General features: G+C 66.8%; 18 protein-coding genes. 8 read left to right on the forward strand and 10 right to left on the reverse strand.

Translation table 11 applies throughout. The features are described from left to right. The first annotated feature begins 26 nt into the window (after positions 1-26). Positions 27-485 (forward strand): FixH family protein, encoded by a 459-nt coding sequence (locus ACFPO9_RS11125; protein ID WP_379770588.1) that lies wholly within the window; start codon positions 27-29, stop codon positions 483-485. Further along, entirely contained in the window at positions 482-1,726 is a 1,245-nt protein-coding gene (locus ACFPO9_RS11130; protein ID WP_379770590.1) for a cytochrome-c peroxidase, read from the forward strand. The genes ACFPO9_RS11125 and ACFPO9_RS11130 overlap by 4 nt, the downstream gene beginning before the upstream one ends. Here the strand turns inward: ACFPO9_RS11130 and ACFPO9_RS11135 are convergent. Next, positions 1,719-1,970: a hypothetical protein gene (locus ACFPO9_RS11135; RefSeq protein WP_379770592.1), complete on the reverse strand. Its 252-nt coding sequence runs from the start codon at positions 1,968-1,970 to the stop codon at positions 1,719-1,721. The genes ACFPO9_RS11130 and ACFPO9_RS11135 overlap by 8 nt on opposite strands. A gap of 125 nt (positions 1,971-2,095) precedes the next feature. Here ACFPO9_RS11135 and ACFPO9_RS11140 point away from each other — a divergent pair, with 125 nt between their 5' ends. Beyond that, a complete protein-coding gene (locus ACFPO9_RS11140) occupies positions 2,096-4,264 on the forward strand; it encodes an FUSC family protein (protein WP_379770594.1) in 2,169 nt (722 codons plus the stop codon). Positions 4,265-4,371: 107 nt separating this feature from the next. Here the strand turns inward: ACFPO9_RS11140 and ACFPO9_RS11145 are convergent, their stop codons facing one another. Both ACFPO9_RS11145 and ACFPO9_RS11150 read right to left on the reverse strand, forming a co-directional pair. Further along, positions 4,372-4,773 carry a response regulator gene (locus ACFPO9_RS11145; protein ID WP_379770596.1) on the reverse strand — a complete coding sequence of 134 codons (402 nt, stop codon included), beginning with the start codon at positions 4,771-4,773 and terminating at the stop codon, positions 4,372-4,374. 153 nt (positions 4,774-4,926) lie between these two features. After that, entirely contained in the window at positions 4,927-5,091 is a 165-nt protein-coding gene (locus tag ACFPO9_RS11150; protein WP_230021207.1) for a hypothetical protein, read from the reverse strand. Between the two features lie 201 nt (positions 5,092-5,292). Between ACFPO9_RS11150 and ACFPO9_RS11155 the strand changes: the two genes are divergently transcribed. The 3 genes from ACFPO9_RS11155 (at position 5,293) to ACFPO9_RS11165 (ending at position 7,110) form a co-directional block, all read left to right on the forward strand. Next, positions 5,293-5,745 carry a response regulator gene (locus ACFPO9_RS11155; protein ID WP_379770599.1) on the forward strand — a complete coding sequence of 151 codons (453 nt, stop codon included), beginning with the start codon at positions 5,293-5,295 and terminating at the stop codon, positions 5,743-5,745. Positions 5,746-5,830: 85 nt separating this feature from the next. Next, on the forward strand, positions 5,831-6,415 hold the full coding sequence (locus ACFPO9_RS11160; RefSeq protein WP_379770601.1) for a sigma-70 family RNA polymerase sigma factor: 585 nt from the start codon (positions 5,831-5,833) through the stop codon (positions 6,413-6,415). Further along, the gene (locus ACFPO9_RS11165; protein ID WP_379770604.1) at positions 6,412-7,110 is read left to right on the forward strand and encodes an anti-sigma factor; all 699 of its coding nucleotides are present in this window, start codon (positions 6,412-6,414) and stop codon (positions 7,108-7,110) included. Before ACFPO9_RS11160 ends, ACFPO9_RS11165 begins: the two co-directional genes overlap by 4 nt. An 18-nt stretch (positions 7,111-7,128) precedes the next feature. Here the strand turns inward: ACFPO9_RS11165 and ACFPO9_RS11170 are convergent, their stop codons facing one another. From ACFPO9_RS11170 to ACFPO9_RS11185, 4 genes are read right to left on the reverse strand one after another with little or no spacing between them, the layout of a single operon-like run. Beyond that, positions 7,129-8,250, reverse strand: a complete 1,122-nt coding sequence (locus ACFPO9_RS11170; protein ID WP_379771020.1) for a HupE/UreJ family protein — start codon at positions 8,248-8,250, stop codon at positions 7,129-7,131. A gap of 14 nt (positions 8,251-8,264) precedes the next feature. Further along, entirely contained in the window at positions 8,265-9,446 is a 1,182-nt protein-coding gene (locus ACFPO9_RS11175) for a tetratricopeptide repeat protein (RefSeq protein WP_379770606.1), read from the reverse strand. Between the two features lie 4 nt (positions 9,447-9,450). Further along, entirely contained in the window at positions 9,451-9,735 is a 285-nt protein-coding gene (locus ACFPO9_RS11180; protein ID WP_379770609.1) for a hypothetical protein, read from the reverse strand. A gap of 15 nt (positions 9,736-9,750) precedes the next feature. Then, positions 9,751-11,247 carry a DUF4331 domain-containing protein gene (locus ACFPO9_RS11185; protein WP_379770611.1) on the reverse strand — a complete coding sequence of 499 codons (1,497 nt, stop codon included), beginning with the start codon at positions 11,245-11,247 and terminating at the stop codon, positions 9,751-9,753. A gap of 274 nt (positions 11,248-11,521) precedes the next feature. Here ACFPO9_RS11185 and ACFPO9_RS11190 point away from each other — a divergent pair, with 274 nt between their 5' ends. Next, on the forward strand, positions 11,522-12,478 hold the full coding sequence (locus tag ACFPO9_RS11190) for an IS1595 family transposase (protein WP_379770613.1): 957 nt from the start codon (positions 11,522-11,524) through the stop codon (positions 12,476-12,478). Positions 12,479-12,560: 82 nt separating this feature from the next. Next, on the forward strand, positions 12,561-13,127 hold the full coding sequence (locus ACFPO9_RS11195; protein WP_379770615.1) for a fasciclin domain-containing protein: 567 nt from the start codon (positions 12,561-12,563) through the stop codon (positions 13,125-13,127). A 35-nt stretch (positions 13,128-13,162) separates the two neighbouring features. Here ACFPO9_RS11195 and ACFPO9_RS11200 read toward each other — a convergent pair whose 3' ends face one another. From ACFPO9_RS11200 to ACFPO9_RS11210, 3 genes are all read right to left on the reverse strand, one after another. Continuing rightward, on the reverse strand, positions 13,163-13,777 hold the full coding sequence (locus tag ACFPO9_RS11200) for a hypothetical protein (protein WP_379770617.1): 615 nt from the start codon (positions 13,775-13,777) through the stop codon (positions 13,163-13,165). Positions 13,778-13,808: 31 nt separating this feature from the next. Next, positions 13,809-16,289 (reverse strand): sensor domain-containing protein, encoded by a 2,481-nt coding sequence (locus ACFPO9_RS11205; RefSeq protein WP_379770619.1) that lies wholly within the window; start codon positions 16,287-16,289, stop codon positions 13,809-13,811. An 86-nt stretch (positions 16,290-16,375) separates the two neighbouring features. Further along, on the reverse strand, positions 16,376-17,440 hold the full coding sequence (locus ACFPO9_RS11210; protein WP_379770621.1) for a mechanosensitive ion channel family protein: 1,065 nt from the start codon (positions 17,438-17,440) through the stop codon (positions 16,376-16,378). Between the last annotated feature and the right edge of the window lies 1 nt (position 17,441).

Here is a 17,441-nt window from a genome sequence, read left to right on the forward strand (position 1 = left end):
CCAATTTCAACACCCGAGGAAGCAAAATGAAAAACTTGGTACGACTTTTTGCCTGCGGCGTCGCCGTGATGGCCTTGAACGGCTGCTCGATGTTTTCGCCGCCGGCCGATCTCGACGTCCGCACGACCCGCCAGAGCGCGGAAGGAAAATACGTGGTGTCGATGCATCCGGTGCCAGCCACCGTCCCGCTCAACCGCATCCACGCCTGGGAGATCTCGGTGGCCACCGCTGGGGGCGAACCCGTCACCGGCGCGCAGATCGGCTTCGACGGCGGCATGCCGCAACATGGACACGGCTTCCCGACGCAGCCTCGCGTGACCGAAGAGCTGGGCAATGGCCGCTACCGGCTGGACGGCGTCAAGTTCAGCATGACCGGCTGGTGGGAAATGAAGCTGCGCATCCAGGCCGGTGCGGCGCAGGACCGGGTCACCTTCAACACGGTCGTCGCCGAGCCCGCGGCGGAGCGCAGCCTGGCGGCGCGATGAACACGGCCGCACGCTCCCTGTGCGCGCTGGCCCTGCTGCTGGCGGCCAGCCACTTCGTCACCGGCCGCGAGCTGGCGCCGGCCGCCGCGGAGGCCTGGAGCGGTGCGGAACTGGCGCTGCTGAAGTCCCTGCACATCGGCGCACTCGCTGCGCAGGCGCCGGATCCGTCCAACGCCTATGAAGGATCGCCGGCCGCGGCGGCGCTCGGCAAGAAGATCTTCTTCGACCCGCGCTTCAGCGCCAACGGGCGGGTCTCCTGCGCCAGCTGCCACGATCCGGGGCGCCAGTTCCAGGATGGTCGTCCGCTGGGCGTCGGCATCGCCACCGGCTTGCGGCGCACGATGCCGATCGCAGCCGGCAGCGCCTCGCCATGGCAGTTCTGGGATGGGCGCAAGGACAGTGTCTGGTCCCAGGCGCTCGGGCCGCTGGAGGACGCCAGGGAGCATAGCGGCAACCGGGTCGCCTACGCCCGTCTGCTGTCCCGGCATTACCGGCAGGAGTACGAAGCCGTGTTCCATGCCCTGCCCGACGCGGCCGCCCTGGCGGACAACGCCAGTCCGCTCGGCACGCCGGCCGAGAAGGCCGCCTGGGCCAGGTTGACCGAAACACAGCGCAGCGAAGTGTCGCGGGCCTTTGCCAACATGGGCAAGGCGATCGCCGCGTATGAAAAGACCTTGCAGCACGGTCCGTCCCGCCTGGACGGCTATATTGCCGCCACGCTGGCCCAGCCGGGCGGCGGCGAAGGCATGCTGGCCGCAAGCGAAAAGCGCGGGCTGCGCCTGTTCATCGGCAAAGCCCAGTGCATCACCTGCCATGCCGGCCCCCTGCTGACCGACCAGCACTTCCACAACACCGGGGTGCCGCCGCGCGACCGCTCGAATCCCGACCGCGGCCGCGCGGCAGCCATCGAAACCGTCATGAAGGACGAATTCAATTGCCTGGGCCCGTACAGCGATGCGCGCCGGCGCGACTGCGCCGAGCTGGAATTTATCGCAGCGGACGATCCGCACATGCTCGGCGCCTTCAAGACGCCCAGCCTGCGCAATGCGGCCCTGCGCCCGCCTTATATGCATGCCGGCCAGATCGCCACGCTGGAGGATGTGATCCGTCACTCCGCCAGGGCGCCCAGTGCGGCGGTGGGACACAACGAGCGCCGGCCGATGCCGCTGTCGGAACAGGAGGTCGCCGATCTGGCGGCCTTTCTCGGCACGCTCAATGGCGAGATCAGGGAACTTAAATAAAGGGCCAGGCCAGCACGCGCTTCACATGCAGCGCCGCGCGCAAGGCAAGGTAGCCGCTCGCGGCGCCGAAGGCCAGCAGGCAGCGCAGGTCGCCCATGGCGGCCAGCCAGACGCCGCCGACGGTGAGGAAGGCCACCAGTACGAGCAGCAGCAGCTCGATGCTGAGTAAAAAAACGGCGGCCTGGCGCCAGATGCGCCGCAGGAGCGCGGCGGCTTCCTGGACGGTCTTGATATTGTGACCCACGATCATCCCGGTCGGTAAATACGCTATTTTAGCTTTAAATTCATGAGCTTGCATGCGTAGCGCAGGCGCGCCATGGGGCTCCAGCTGCGGCGTTATAATCGGGATAACAGCTGCGATCCGATCCCATGCACTACACCCTCGCCCCCCGCACCTTCCTCTTCAGTCACTATTTCTACACCGGCCTGCGGATCGCCACCGGCATCGTCGGCCTTGCCTACCTCACCTACTTCATCGCCGGCCTGCCCAGCGCCATGGCGGTGGCGATCGGCGCGCTGTGCACCAGCCTGATGGACCTGCCCAGTCCCTTGCGCCACAAGTTCAACGAGATGCTGGCCGGTGTGCTGTTTTGCTCACTGGTGGCGCTGGTGGTCGGCCTGTGTTCGCCGGTGCCCTGGCTGCTGCGTAGCGTCATTGTCCTGGTCAGCTTCCTGGCCAGCATGATGGTCGTCTACGGACGCAAGGCGATGCCGCTGCAGTTCGTGGCCCTGTTCGTGATGATGCTGTCGAGCGAAGAGGCGGCCACGCCGCTGCAGGCCCTGCACCAGGGCGCGCTGTTCTTCCTGGGCGGCGCCGGCTACATGGCGTATGCGATGGTGGTGGTGTGGATCCTGCAGCGCCGCCTGAAGCAGCAGGTGCTGGCCGAGGCCCTGTATGAACTCGCGGCCTATACCAGCACCAAGGCGGGCTGCTACGACATGGCGCAGCCGCTGTCCGCGCAGATGGAGAAGCTGGTGCGCCAGCAAAGCACGCTGGCCGAACGCCAGCAGGCCTCGCGCGACCTGATCCTGCGCGGCAGGCCCGCGAAGGACGAGGAAGTGCTGGTGCAGGTGCATTACGCCATGTTCGACCTGTACGAACTGGTGCTCGCCACCCATACCGATTACGTGCTGCTGCGCCAGCATTTCGCCGGCGCCAGCGTCCTGCCGCTGCTGGGCGACTTGATCGGCAAGGCGGCGCGCGACATCGAATCGGTGGCGTATGCGATGACGCGCGGCCGGCCCTCGCAGCGGACCGTCGATTACGACGCGGAGCTGCGCACGCTCGCCGCGACCCTGCGCGCCCTGCCTCCCGGCGAAGGCGAAGCGGCGGAGGCCCAGGCCGTGCTGCGCGCCACCTCCAACAAGATCAGGGAGACGATCGCGATGATCGCGCGCCTGCACGCCGCCGGCCAGGCGCCGCAAGGCGCGTTGCCGATGCTGGCCGGCGCCGACCTGACGCCCTTCCTCACCCAGCAGCGCTACAGCCTCGGCATCCTGCTGGCCAACCTGCGCTGGACTTCGCCGACCTTCCGCTACGCGCTGCGGGTGGCGATGGCGATCTCGGTGGGCCTGGTCTCGAGCGAATGGCTGCCCTGGCAGACGCACGGCTACTGGATCGCCCTGACCATCGCCGTGGTGCTCAAGCCCAGCTTCAGCATCACCCGCCAGCGGCGCGCCGACCGCCTGGTCGGCACCCTGATCGGCTGCCTGCTGACCGCCGTGATCCTGCGCTTCGTCCACGCGCCGGCGATCCTGTTCGGCTTCCTGTTCGTCGCCACCGCGGCCGGGCCGACCTTCCTGTACGTGAAGTACCGCTACACCGCGATCGCCGCCAGCATGCAGGCGCTGCTGCTGATCGGCCTGACGGTGCCGCACGGCGCCGGCGCGATCGGCGAGCGCCTGCTGGACACGCTGCTCGGCACCCTGATCGCCACCTTCTTCAGCTATGTGCTGCCGAGCTGGGAGTACCAGGACCTGCCGCGCCTGGTGGACGAGGTGCTCGAGGCCAACCGCAAATACGTCGACGACGGCGCCGCCCTGCTGCTCGGCGCCGTCGCCGACGATTTCCATTACCGCGTCAGCCGCAAGCGCTTCATGGACAGCCTGGCGACGCTCAGCGGAGCGCTCGGACGCATGCTGGACGAACCGGCGGACAAGCGGCGCGCGCCCAGGGAGCTGAACCGCTTCACGGTGCAGAACTACCTGCTGGTGGCGCACATGGCGGCGCTGCGCCTGCTGCTGCGGCGCTACGCGGAGAACATGCCGCGCGCCGAGGTCGAGGCCATGCTGAGGAACGGGTTTGCCGCGGTGCGCGCCAGCCTCGGCGCGGCGCCCCAGGCGGTGGACAGCGCGCTCGATAAAGCGGCGCGCCAGGACCCGGCCTGGCCCGGCTGGGGTCCGCTGCGGCGGCGCCTGCGGATGCTGCGCCAGGATGCGGCCCAAGTGGCGCTGGCCAGCGCGGCGATCGGCCAGGCGCTGGGCCGGCCCGCCGGCACGCAGGCCGCGAAAGACGATGCGTCCTTACTCGGGCGCTGAAGAAGCGACGCTGCTCAGCTTCGCGTCCGCGATCACCCGTTGTTCGCTGTCGAAGAATTTCACCTGGCGTGCTGCGTCAACCGCGACAGGCCAGGCGCGGCCTGTCCTCAGACCACGGCCCTGGCCTCGAAATGCCGCTCGAGGAGTGCCCGGATCTGCGCGAAATCGGGTGGCTTCACCAGGTGCCGGTCGAAGCCGGCGGCGATCACGGCCGCGCGCGTCTCCTGGTCGTTCCAGCCGGTCAGCGCCAGCAGGAACACGTCGGCAAGCGCGGGCAGCTTCCTGAGCGCCGTCGCCACTTCGTAACCGCTCATCACCGGCATGCCCAGATCTAGGAAGATCACTTGCGGGAGGAAGGTCTGCGCCAGGGCGAGGCCTCGCGCGCCGCTATTGGCGGTTTCGACCGTGAAGCCGAAGGCCGTCAGCAGGGCTTGCATCATGAAGGCGGCATCGACGTTGTCGTCGATGAGAAGGATGCGCTTTTGCGCCTCGGCGATCGGGGAAGTCATGGATTAAGCGGCACTGTAGGTGCGATGAAGGAAGAAAGCTTAATCCTGCGGAGTCTGGGCAGGCGGGGAAATGCGGCTTACTTTACGTAAAGCAAGGAACCAGCTTAGCACAAAAAAGTTTTGACGCCAGGAAATTTTTAACGCGCCTGGGTGTCATTCCGTATCGTCCGCATCACGACGCTCGCCTATCCACTCGAGCCAGTTACAGCGCGGGCATCGGCTGGCCAGGATGGCGCCGACGAAGGTGGCGAGTCCCAGCACGAGTATGCCGGCATGCAGGAGGAGCCTGGGTTCGAAATCGTTGAACAGGTTCAGCATTGCACCACCTCTTCATCAATGTTTTCAATGTAATCCAGGACGACAAAAGACGCCATGGGCGCACGATTGACCTTATCCCAAGGGCGCCAACACATCAAACCTGCCAGAATTGCAACACCATATCCTTTATGGCAACAAATTCAAGCGTGATGTCTGGTAAATTCGTTAAAATAGCGTTTTATTTAAAACTGCGGGAACGACATGCAAGGCATCTGGAATACAGGCTGGGCGAGCAAGGACGGAAAGCCGCCCGGCGCCGCTCGGCGTTTCGATGAGGATGCCGGCATCGACGAGGCAGTCCCCGCCCTGCTGCGCAAAGTGCTGGTGGTCGACGACGAGCAGGACCTGGCCGACATGGCCGCCGCCCTGCTGGGCGCCCACGGCCTGGAAGTGGCGGTGGCCTATTCCGGTCACGCGGCCATGCAGATGCTTGCCGATGACAAGGACATCGACGCGGTCTTTTCCGATGTGGTCATGCCCGGCATGACCGGCTTGCAGATGGCGGATGCGATCCGGGAGATGTACCCGCGGGTGAAGATTGTGCTGGCCTCGGGCTATACGCTGCCTTCGCTGCTGGCGAATCGCGAGCGGCCTTATCTCTACACGCCCAAGCCGTACAAGATCGAGACCGTGCTGGCCCTGCTCCGGACCTGAATTGCATCCGAATTCGCATCCGCCACGTATAAAGACCTGCAGAGCCGCGCTACAATCCTGTCATTAATCCAATGACAAGGCCAGCGTGAGCAGGAACATCGACGAAAACGAGCACTTGCACCGCCTCCTTTGCGCAGTCGCGCTCGGGGACAGAGCGGCATTCCGCACGCTTTACGACACCAGCTCGGCGCGGCTGTTCGGCTTTGCCCTGCGCATCCTGAGGAAGGATGAGCTGGCGGAGGAAGCCTTGCAGGACGCCTTCGTGGCGATCTGGCACGCGGCGTCCAGCTACCAGGTGCACCTGTCGGCGCCGCTGACCTGGATGGCGACCATCGTGCGCAACAAGGCGCTGGACCTGCGCCGGCGCATGCACGCGAGCATGGAAACCGAGCTGGCGCCGCGCGACCATGACCTGGTCGAGGCCTTGCAGGATGCCGCCGCCGGTCCGCAGGAACGCGTGCAGCTGTCACAGGACGCGCTTGCGCTGGCCGGCTGCATGGAGAAACTGGCCGGGCGCCAGCGCCAGGCGATCGGCATGGCCTACCTGCATGACTTGTCGCACACCGAAGTCGCCGCCCAGCTCGGCCAGCCGCTGGGGACGGTCAAGACCTGGATCCGCCGCGGCCTCGAGCGCCTGCGCGACTGCCTGACGAAAGGAGGGGCTGCATGAATATCCGGAACAACGCGGTCCTGCGCGAAAGGCTGGCGGCCGAATACACGCTCGGCACCCTGCGCGGCCCCGCACGGCGCCGCTTCGAAACCTGGCTGCGCGGGGACGCGGACCTGCGCGTCCTCGTCGCCACCTGGCAGGGCCGCCTGGCGGGCCTGGCCGAAATGGGCCAGCCGGTCACGCCGCCGGCGCGCGTCTGGACCGGCATCGAGCGCCGCCTGCAGCTCTCGCCGGCGGCGCCGTGGTGGCAGTTCTGGCGCCTCGGCGCGGCGCGGCCCTGGGCCGGGATGGCGCTGGGCGCCGGCGCTGCCGCGGTGGTGCTGGCCGTGCTGCTGGCCGGACGCGGCGAAGCCCCGCTGCCGCGGCAGGTCGCCGCCCTGGCCGACGAGCAGGCACGCACCGCCCTCGTGGTGAGCGCCGACCCGGCGCGCAAGCGCCTGCATGTGCGTGTGGCGCAGGATGTGCATGTGCCGGACGACCGCACGCTGCAGCTATGGGCGATCGCCCGCGACGGCAAGCCGCGTTCGCTCGGCATCCTGCCTGATAACCGCAGCGCCGAGCTGGCGCTCGACCAGCGCGCCATCGGTCCGGACGTGATGCTGCTGGCAATCAGCCTGGAACCGAAGGGCGGCTCGCCGAATCCGGATGCGCCGACCGGGCCGGTGCTGTACAAGGGCAGCTGGACGCGGCTGTGAGCTGCCGGGGTGCGCGAATCACGCCAGCAGTTTCACGTCCAGCCCCCGTTCCGCCAGCCACACCAGGGCCAGCAACAGGATCAGCGAGGAGCCGGCGCCCAGCATGCCCCGGCGGTACAGCACCGTATTCCGCGCCAGGAAAGCCAGCGGCAGGAACAGCAGGACGATCGTCAGCTGCCCGATCTCCACGCCGGCGTTGAAGCCGACCAGCGACAGCAGCAGCGCGGCCCTGGGCAAGCCGAGATCCAGCAGCACGCTGGCGAAACCGAAGCCGTGGATCAGTCCGAAAGCGAACGCCACCGTCGCGCGCCGTCCGTGGAACAGCGGCCAGAGATTGTTCAGGGCCGCCAGCACGACCGAGGCGGCGATCGCCGATTCGACCAGGCGCGAAGGCAGGGTCACCACGCCCAGGGTCGCCAGCGTCAGCGTGATCGAGTGGGCCAGCGTGAAGGCCGTGACGATCCTGAGGACGTCGATGGCGGCGGCGCGGAAGGTCTCCCGGCCCTGCCAGCGGCCGTCGCGGTAGACCAGCACCGCCGGCAGCAGCAGCGACAGCAGGAACAGGATGTGGTCGAAGCCGATCCAGATATGCCAGATGCCGTGCCGGACGTAGTCGCCGAACTGGCGCAGCGCCGAGGCATCGCTCACGCGCAGCGTCTGCTGCGCGCTGTCCGGCGCGAAGATCGCGGTCGAGGTCTGGCCGCCATGGCGCAGCTGGAGCAGGCCCTTGTGCTGGGGGTCGATGTCGAACAGCAGCCGGTAATCGACATCCAGCGCGGCGACCTCGGCGGCGCAACTGCCCGTGAAGCGCAGCACGGCATAGGCGCCGTCGCTATGCTCGTCGAGCAGCATGGCGTTCATCTGCAACGGACATGGCGCGCCGGCGCCGGCGAGCTTGAGCCGGGCCAGCGCATAGGCGGCAATCGCGTCCTGGCGGCTTTGCACCTCGTTCCAGGTCAGTTCGCCGTTGCCGTCGCCATCCAGGCCGATGGCCATGTCGAGGTCGCGCAGCGCGATATCCCATTGTCCCCTGACCTGCCGCTGTTCGACGTCGAGGGTCAGGTAGCTGTCGCTCGGCTTGTGGGCCCAGGCCGGCGCCGCCAGCAGGAGCGCAGCGAGCCCGATCAGGGCCGCGAACAGTGTACGCACGGCGCTCATGCCGGCACCCGCAGGCGCGCGGCGGTGGCGGCGATGCGCCGGTCTTCGATGCGCGAGCTGCGCAGCCAGTCGCGCACCAGGCGCGCGGCATCAGGGTCGCCGCTGGCGAGCGCGCAGTCGGCCAGGATGCGCAGGTCGGCCGGCTCCTTCTGCACCGCCCAGTTGGCCTTGGCCAGGCGCACTGCGGCGGCCGCGTCGGCGCGCAGGGCAAGCTCGAAACGGGCCTGCTCGCGCCGGTGCACGGTATCGCCGCGCAGCTGCGCCGCATCGAAACGGGCGCCCAGGGCCGCGGTCTGTGCCGCCGCCTCGGGCGATTTCATCGCCGCCAGCGCCAGCGCGTAGCGCAGCAGCAGCGCATCGACCCTGGTCTTGTCCTTCAGCAGGCGCGCCACTTCTTCGGCGCGCCCATGGTTGAGCAGGAAATCGGCCCAGGCGCCCAGCAGGTAGCTGTCGGGCGCCTTGAACCCCAGCGCCTTGCGGAAGTGGCCTTCGGCGGCGGCGTCGTCGCCGGCCCGCGCCGCCATTTCGGCCAGCAGGGTCTGGACCCAGATGCCGATGTCAGGCGTGTCCGGCGGCCGGCGCGCCTGCAGCTCGAGCAGGCGCCGGTAGCTGACGGCGCCGTCGCCGGCGATGCTGCCGACGCTGGACAAACAGGTCTGCACCACCAGCGCCGGCGCGCGCGAGTACAGGCGCATGCAGCTGCCGCGCGCGGCGGCCAGGTCGCCGGTCACCATCTGCACCGTGGCGCGGGTGAGCCAGGCCTGCACGTTGTCGCTGTCGCGCTTGACCGCCAGATCGAGGTCGGCCAGCGCCGCCCCGAACTGGTGGGTGCTCTGGCGCAGGGTCGCACGCAGGACCAGCACCTGTTCGGGCGGCTGATTCTCCTTCCACCAGGGCGCCAGCGCGGCCTCGGCGTAACCGAGATAGCGCGGATCGCCTTCGATGCGCGCCTGCTCGATGTAGCGCCGGGCCAGCGTGGTCGCCAGTCCGAGGTCGCCCGGCTGCCGGCTCAGCTCACCCCGCAGGCGCAGCAATTCGCGCTGCACCGGATCGGCGCGGCTGGGCAGGCGCTCCACCACCTGGCTGCCGTCGGCCGGGATGTGGGGCGCGGCGCCGCACCACATCGAGGCCGACAGCAGCGCCAGCGGCAACAGCCTTCTGAAATCGGCCAGCCGCATGGCCTCAGGACGCCGGCAAGGGCTGGGGCTCGGTGTCTTCCGGCGCCGTGGCCGTCACGCCCTCGGTCGATGCCGGTTCCGCCGTGTCGCTGGCGGTCGCCACGATCTGGCTGACGTAGGCGAAGAAAGCGTCGGCCATGGTCGGCGGCGGATTCGGCGTTTCCGCCACCGGCGGCTTCGAGCCCATGTCGTCGTCGTCGCCGTGGTGGCAGGCGCCGAGCGTCATGGCCAGCGCGAGCCCCAGCACCAGGACCGGCAAGCGGCCCCGCTTCGTTTGCAGCTTCTTCATGATGGTCTCCTCGGCTTATTGATTACCCGGCAGCGGGGTATTCAGGTAGGGGAAGGCCGCCTTGAAGTCGGTTGCGGTCTTGCGCACGCCGTCGGTCAGTTTCAGGCCGCCGGCGGGTGCGTCGCCCGGCTTGCAGCCGACGCCGAGGGCATCGTTGGCGCCGGTCAGGACGCACAGCGCGCCCATCGCCACCCGCAGCGAGGCGTCGACCACGTCGTCGGCCGGACGGCGTCCGTTCGGGAAGCCGGCATTGTCGCCGCCTGCCACGCCGAGCTGGTTCTGCGACGCCTGCGGGGTCGGCGCGATGCTGGTGTTCAGGCGCAGCATCTCGGAAGCGACCACGTTCTTCGGCTGGTTCACGCCCGGCAGGCCTTTCAGGAACACGGTCACCAGGTCGTTGCGCGGGAAGTTGGTCGGCGCCTTGGCCGATGGGAACAGGGTCTCGACCACGGCCGGCAGCACCGGGTTGGTGACGTAGTTGATGAACTGCGCGTCATCCTTCGGCTTCGAGGTATTGAAGCGGTCCTTGTCGTCCATGCCGATGATGACTTCATTCACCAGCGGCATGCCGACGCGCGACACCTGCGACCAGGCCCCGCCCTCTTTCGCGGCATTGTTGATGCCCGAAGCCGGCGCCGGATTCAGCAGCCGTCCCTGGCGCATGCTGGCGGTGGCATAGGCCCCGATTACCGGTTCGCCGCCCGCGGTCAGGCAGGCGATCGGGATTTCGAGGGCGATCGAGCTAACGTTCTTGCCTTCCAGGTCGTTCTTGTTGCCGCTGACTTCAGCGCCGAGCGGGTTCAGGTTGAACAGGTCGAAGATCTTGCCGACCGCGATATAGAAAGGCTCCTTGCGCTGGCCGACGAACACGCGGCCGGTGCCGCAGCCCGGAATGTTCAGGTCGTAGATGTGCTGGTTGGCGTAGGTCTCGTAGCCGCCGGCGCCGCCGAAGGTCTTTTCGCCGATGTTGTCGACCGGCTTGTCGAACTCGCTCGTGCCGCCGGTGCCGGCCAGGCGCGTACGGGTTCCGCCGCGGCGGTCGCCCTTCACCATGTCGATGGTATAGGTTTCGCGGACGTTCAGCGAAGCCGGATTGACGCCGCTGATGGTCGACGAATTGATCAGCGGGATCATCACCTGCTTGCCGCCGATCGTCAGGGCCGTGTGCTTGGAGGTGTTCTTGAAGCGGAACTGGAAGGAGATGTCTTCCTTGGCGTCGCCGTTGTTATCGACGTGGATCTCGTACAGGGCGTTCTGGTCGAACTGGTAGAAGTTCGGGCCGCCCTGCGGATCCTGGAAAGGGATGAAGTTGGCGATCAGCGTCACATAGTCCTGGCGCCCGGAAGCGTAGCTGCGGAACATGTAGAAGTCGGTGCCGTCGACCTTGGGCGCATTGGTCAGGAACGGCGCTTCGCGGTGGCTGGAGGCCCCCGCCGGAAACGCCGCCGCCATCAATGCGGCGCCGGCCGCAAGCGCGGCCGCAGCCTTCATTCCTTGTTTACTCGTTGCCATTCTCATCTCCTTGATTTGATGTTATTGACGATTCGCTTGGTTATTAGAACGATAATCCCATCAAAACAGCCTGCGCACGATAGATTTAAGAAATATATTTGATTGAATTATCGGTGAGCTCTGCCAAATGCGGTCCGGGTGTTTCTTGGTTCCCAGTCCATATACGCAGGCGCGAGCGAAGCGGATTCAAAAATTTGGCGCTGATCGCGTTAAGTGTGGAATCATCTTGAACGGCTGAGGTCCAAGATCGACCTGAACCGAAGCCGGAGGCGCCATGCATGCCCGCACGTTCGACCACTTCCTCAAGCAGATTCCCGTTTTGACCCGGCGCCAGCGCGAACGCCTGCTGGCCCTGCTGTTGCCGGCAGCAAAGCTCGACAAGACCGTCGAGCTCATCGAACAAATGGCGGCGCCGCGGCTCGCCTGCCCGGCCTGCGGCTCACGCCAACTCTACCGGCATGGCCAGGCGCACGGCCTGCAGCGCTATCGCTGCCGCGGCTGCGGCCGTACCTGCAACGCGCTGAGCGGCACGCCATTGGCGCGTTTGCGCCACAAACAGCACTGGCTCGACTATCTGGACCGCATGCTTGACTCGCGCAGCATTCGGCGTGCCGCCGCCGAGCTCGGCGTGGCGAGCGCGACCAGCTTCCGCTGGCGTCACCGTTTCCTGGGACTGAGCAAGGAAGATCGGGCCGCCTGCCTCACCGGGATCGCCGAGGCGGACGAAATGTATGTGCTCGAATCCCACAAGGGCGCGCGACATTTACAGCGCGCGCCACGCAAACGCGGCGGCAAAGCGACAAGACGCGGCATCTCGAACGAGCAAATGTGCATCCTGGTCGCCCGTGACCGCGCCGGCCAGACCCTCGACTGGGTGCCCGGGAAAGGACCGGTGACGCGGGCGCAACTGCACGAGCATTTGAAGTCGCGGCTGGAACCCGACGTCCTGCTGGTCACCGATGCCCATGCCGCCTACCGGGCCTTCGCAGCCGAGGCGGGTATTACCCACCAAGCCGTCAATCCGAAAGCGGGGGTAAGGACGCGCGGCGCCATCCACATGCAAAACGTCAACGCCTATCACAGCCGGCTGCGCGCCTGGCTGCTGCCGTTTCGCGGTGTGGCCAGCCGCTACCTGGGCAATTACCTGGGGTGGCGCTGGGCGCTGGATGGCGGACGCATCGGCACATCGGACGCCTTCCTCAGAGCGGCGCTCGGCGTTTTCAACACGTAACGCGAACAGCGCCAAGTTTTTTGCATCCGGATCCAGGCCGGCCTTCGTATATGCAACACACCAAACACAAAGGAGATACGCCATGCACCGTAGCCAGCACGCCGCCATCGCCCTCATCGCCGGCGCCGTTCTCGGAATGCCACTCAGCGCAAGCGCCCACGAGAACACGACCATGGTCGGCGGGCAGCCGATGTACCCCAGCAAGGACATCGTCGACAACGCCATGAACTCGGCCGACCACAGGACGCTCGTCGCGGCCGTGAAGGCGGCGGGACTGGTCGACACGCTCAAGGGCAAAGGCCCGTACACCGTGTTCGCGCCGACCGACAGCGCCTTCGCGCGCCTGCCGGCTGGCGCGCTCGACGGCCTGCTCAAGCCGGACAACAAGGCGATGCTGGCCAGGGTGCTGAGCTACCACGTGGTGCCCGGCAGGTACGACTTCGCGGCGCTGCAGAGGGAGATCGTGAAACAGGGAGGGAAGGCGAAACTGGCGACCGCCAGCGGTGGCAGCCTGAGTTTCACGATGAACGGCAACCGCAACATCCAGGTCATGGACGAGGCGGGGCATAGCGCCAACATCAGCACCTACGACGTCGCCCAGGCCAACGGGGTGGTCAACGTGATCGATACCGTGCTCATGCCGCAGTAGGCGCGGCGGCCTGCAAACGCGTGCTGGGCCGAACCTCAGTCGTTCAGGCCGTACGCTTCCCAGCCCTGGGGCGTCAGTTTCACATACAGCTTTTCCTTCTGCTTGTGCTCGCCGTCGACGTTGCGTCCAAGCTCAGGGAAGGCCTCCTTGACCTGCGGCTGCCGGGCCCAGGCGGCCACGTCCGACAGCTTGTAGGTATAGATCACGGCCGACTCTTCCTGCCCGCTCTTCTTGACCGGGTCGGACCAGCGCAGGACCTTTTCCAGGGACTTGCGGCCCCAGCACAGCCGCGGCGCCCGCCCGGCCTTCTCGCGCAGGAAAGGCTTGGCGGCGGCGGCCATCGTGTAGCGCCTGACCTTGGTCTTGGTCTCCGGCAGGTCCACGTCTTCGCCCTTGGCCAGGCCCGCCGCTTCCAGCGCCGCCATCTGGCCGGCGACGCCGTCCGGGTACATCTTCTGCTGGCGCATGTCGACTTCGTAGACGTCGACCGGCCATTTGACGGGGTCGAGACACAGCTCGCCCTTCTTGTCGAAGTACTGGGTGACCGTCACGCCGAAGTTCTTTTCGTTGGCGGAGGTCTTGCTGTTGCAAGCGGACAGCGCGGCGGACAGGGTCACGCAGAGGACGAGGGAGATGGTGGTCTTGGTCATGGTGCGACGATTGTACCAAGGCTCGGGCTGTTCAAGCGCCCAGCTCGGCCGCAACCAGCCTGTCCATGTCGGCCACCGCCACCGGCGGACTGAGCAGGTAACCCTGACCGCAATTGAAGCCGAGGTGCTTGACGGCCGCCAGCTGGTCGGCCGTTTCGATACCGTCGGCGCAGACCGTGATCTTGACGTCGCGCGCCACCCCGACCAGCGCCGTCAGGATCGCGGATTCATTGTCGTCGCGCGACAAGCGGCGCACCAGCTCCTGGCCCGGCTTGACGATATCGAGCGGGAATTTCTGCAGCGAGGACAGGGCCGCCAGCTCGGCGCCGAAGTCGTCCAGGCCCAGGCGCACGCCGCGCTTGCGCATCTCGCGCAGTGTATTGGCAGGGAATTTCGGGTCCAGCAGCACGCTTTCGCGCAATTCCAGTCGCAGCAGCGAGGGCGGCAGCCCGGTGTCGTCCAGCACCTTGTTCAAGATCGCCAGGAAACGCGGGTGGCGCACCTGCTTCGACGAGACGTTCAGGGTCAGCGGCACCACCAGCCCTGCCCGCACCCAGCCGGCCTGGGCGGTGCAGGCGGTACGCAGCGCCCATTCGCCGACCGGCAGCATCAGGTTGGCATTTTCCACTTCCTGGATAAAATTAGCCGCGGTCAGCAGGCCCCGCGCCGGATGCAGCCAGCGGATCAGCGCCTCGATGCCGACGATGCGGCCGCTGTCGAGGTCGTATTGCGGCTGGTAATGCAGGCACAGCTCATCCTCGCGCAAGGCGCGCTGCAGCTCGCGCTCGAAGCGTTTGGCCTCCTTCGCAATCGTGCCGAGCGACTCGCGGTACATCTGGTAGTTCAGGCGCCCCTGGTTCTTGGCTTCGTACAGGGCCAGGTCCGCCAGCCGCAAGAGTTCGTCGGGCTCCTGCGCATCGTCCGGGAACAGGGCGATGCCCATGCTGGTGCCGCTGTAGACCTCGTGGCCATCGAGCTGGTAAGGGAGGCTCAGCTCGACGAGGATCTTGTCGGCCAACACTTCGGCCGCCGCCGCTTCCGACAAGTGGGTCTGGACGATCACGAACTCGTCGCCGCCAAGCCGCGCAGCCAGGTCGGTTTCGCGGATGTTGGCCTTGAGGCGGCGCGCGACCTCCTTCAGCAGCAGGTCGCCGGCATGGTGGCCGAGGGTATCGTTGATCGACTTGAAGCGGTCCAGGTCCAGCACGTGCACCGCCACCAGGTGCTGGTCGCGCTGGGCGTACTTGAGCGCGTCCTTCAGGCGCTCGTTGAAACTGGCGCGGTTGGCCAGGCCGGTCAGGTTGTCGTGGCTCGCCAGGTGATAGGAATACTCGACGGCGCCGCGCAAGGCTTCCTCGGATTTCTTGCGCGCCGTAACGTCCTCGACGATCGCAATCAGGCGCGGCCCATCGCCGCTGCCGCGCAGCGAGACCGTGACGTTCACCCACAGTTGCGAACGGTCCTTGCGCAGGTAGCGCTGCTCCGCCACCGTCACCGTCTGCTGGCCGGTCAGCAGCTTGTGGAAGTTCTGGATGGCGGTTTCCTGGTCGGCCGGATGGGTGATGTCCTGGTTCGCCAGGCTTTCCAGTTCGGCCAGGCTATAGCCGAGCATGTCCTGCAGGGTCGCGTTGGCGGCGACGAAGCGGCCGTCCGCCGCGCATTCGGCGATCCCGAGCGGCGCATGCTCGAAGGTCGTCCGGAACCGCTCCTCGCTGCGCCGCAGCGCTTCCTCGGCGTGCATGGCGTCGGTGATGTCGTAGAACAGGACGATGCCGTACAGCGGCTGGCCGGCGCTATTCCGCAGCATCTTCGCCGTCAGGCGGATCCAGCGCGTGCTGCCATCCTTGCGCAGCAGCCGCCGGTCGCGCTGGATTTCGATCGCGCCGGCGAGCAACTGGTCGGTGAACTGGCGGCTGCGCTCGCGCTCGTCGGGAGGCGCTAGTTCGAGATTGCTGCGGCCAACCAGTTCGTGCGGCGCGTAGCCGGCGATCGCCGCGAAGGCCTGGTTGACGTAGGTCCACTTGCCGCCCAGGTCGATGTGGCCGATCCCGACCGGCGCATTCTCGTATAACAGGCGGAAACGCTGCTCGCTCTCGCGCAGCAGCGCTTCGGCGTGCTTGCGGTCGCTGATGTCGTGCACGACCAGGCTGGCCATGGCTTTGCCGCCGTCGTCCGTGAACACCCTGGAGGCGACACGGGCCTGGAAACGCTCGCCGCCGCGGCGCACGAAGCCCAGCTCGGCCGTCATCTCGCCGCCCGCGGCGCGCCGCGCAAGCGCCTGCGCGACGCCGGGGTCCGTACTGTCGAACAAGTTGCCGAGGTCGAGCGCAAGCAGTTCCACCGTCGTATAGCCGAACAGGTGGCAGGCAGCCGCATTCGCCGACAGGATGCGCCCATCCGGTTCGGTCAGCAGCATGGCGTCGGAACAATGCTCGAACACTGCGCGATAGCGGGCTTCGCTTACCGTGCCGTCGAGGAGCCGTTCGTGATCGGGGACAGGTTCGTCTGGCATATGTGCGAGCTCAGGATGGCCCATCCTGCCATGATTAACTTGTCAATACAAGCAGCGCGCGCGACGGGCGCGCCCCGGGCTCCCTCCTAGGCTTTCATTTCCATCCCGCTATTTGCATTGGAAAAAAGCACGTTCTGGGTCGGAAGCGCGAAGGCGATCCCCTCCTGCTCGAAGCGTTCGAACAAGGCGATATTGATCGCCTGCTGCACGTCCATATAGACCCCGTAATCCGGCGTCTTCACGTAATACACGGTTTCGAACTCGAGCGAGAAGTTTCCGTAGGACTTGAAGTGGGCGCGGTCGAAGCTGGCCTGCCCTTGCGCCTCCACGGCGTCGCGCAGGATGGCGGGAATCGCCAGCAGCTGCTGTTTGCTGGTCGCGTAGGCCACCCGGATTTCAAACACCGCGCGGCGCGTCTCCATGTGCTTGTAATTGCGGATCCGGCTCTTGAGCAGGTCGCTGTTCGAGAACACCACCTGCTCGCCGCTCAGGCTGCGGATCCGGGTGGTCTTCAGGCCCACGTAGGCCACCGTGCCGAGGATGTCGTCGACGATGATGAAGTCGCCGACCATGAAGGGCTTGTCCAGCACGATCGACAGCGACGAGAACAAATCGCCGAGGATGTTCTGCAGGGCCAGCGCCACGGCGATGCCGCCGATGCCGAGGCTGGCGACCAGGGTCGTGATGTTGACGCCGAAGTTATCGAGGATCATCAGGACGATGAGCAGCCACAGCGCGGTACGCGCGACGAAGCCCAGCGCCGCGGTGGACGTGGTGCTGGCGGCGTCGTCGAAACTGCGGCGGTTGCGGTAGTGGTGCAGCCAGTCGCGCACGCCGACGTCGCCCCAGCGCGCGACCTGGAGCAGGAGCACGGCGATGGCCAGCCGGCCCAGCAGGAGCGCGGTCTTTTCCGGCAAGGCCAGCCATTGCGCCCCCGCGTACGCCCCCATCAGCAGCATGAACAGCGGATGGGTGGCGCCCAGGACCTTGACCGCCAGGTCGTCCAGGTAGGTGTCGGTGGTCTGCGCGAACCGGTCCAGCCGCCGCACGACCAGTCCCAGGCCGACGCGCAGCGCCGCGCTGACGGCAACCACGATGCAGATGGCGACCACCCACGCGGTGAGATCGTTATTGAGTATCCTGTAATCCATG

The sequence above is a fragment of the Massilia aerilata genome, from assembly GCF_042656905.1.
Classification (GTDB): domain Bacteria; phylum Pseudomonadota; class Gammaproteobacteria; order Burkholderiales; family Burkholderiaceae_D; genus Telluria; species Telluria aerilata.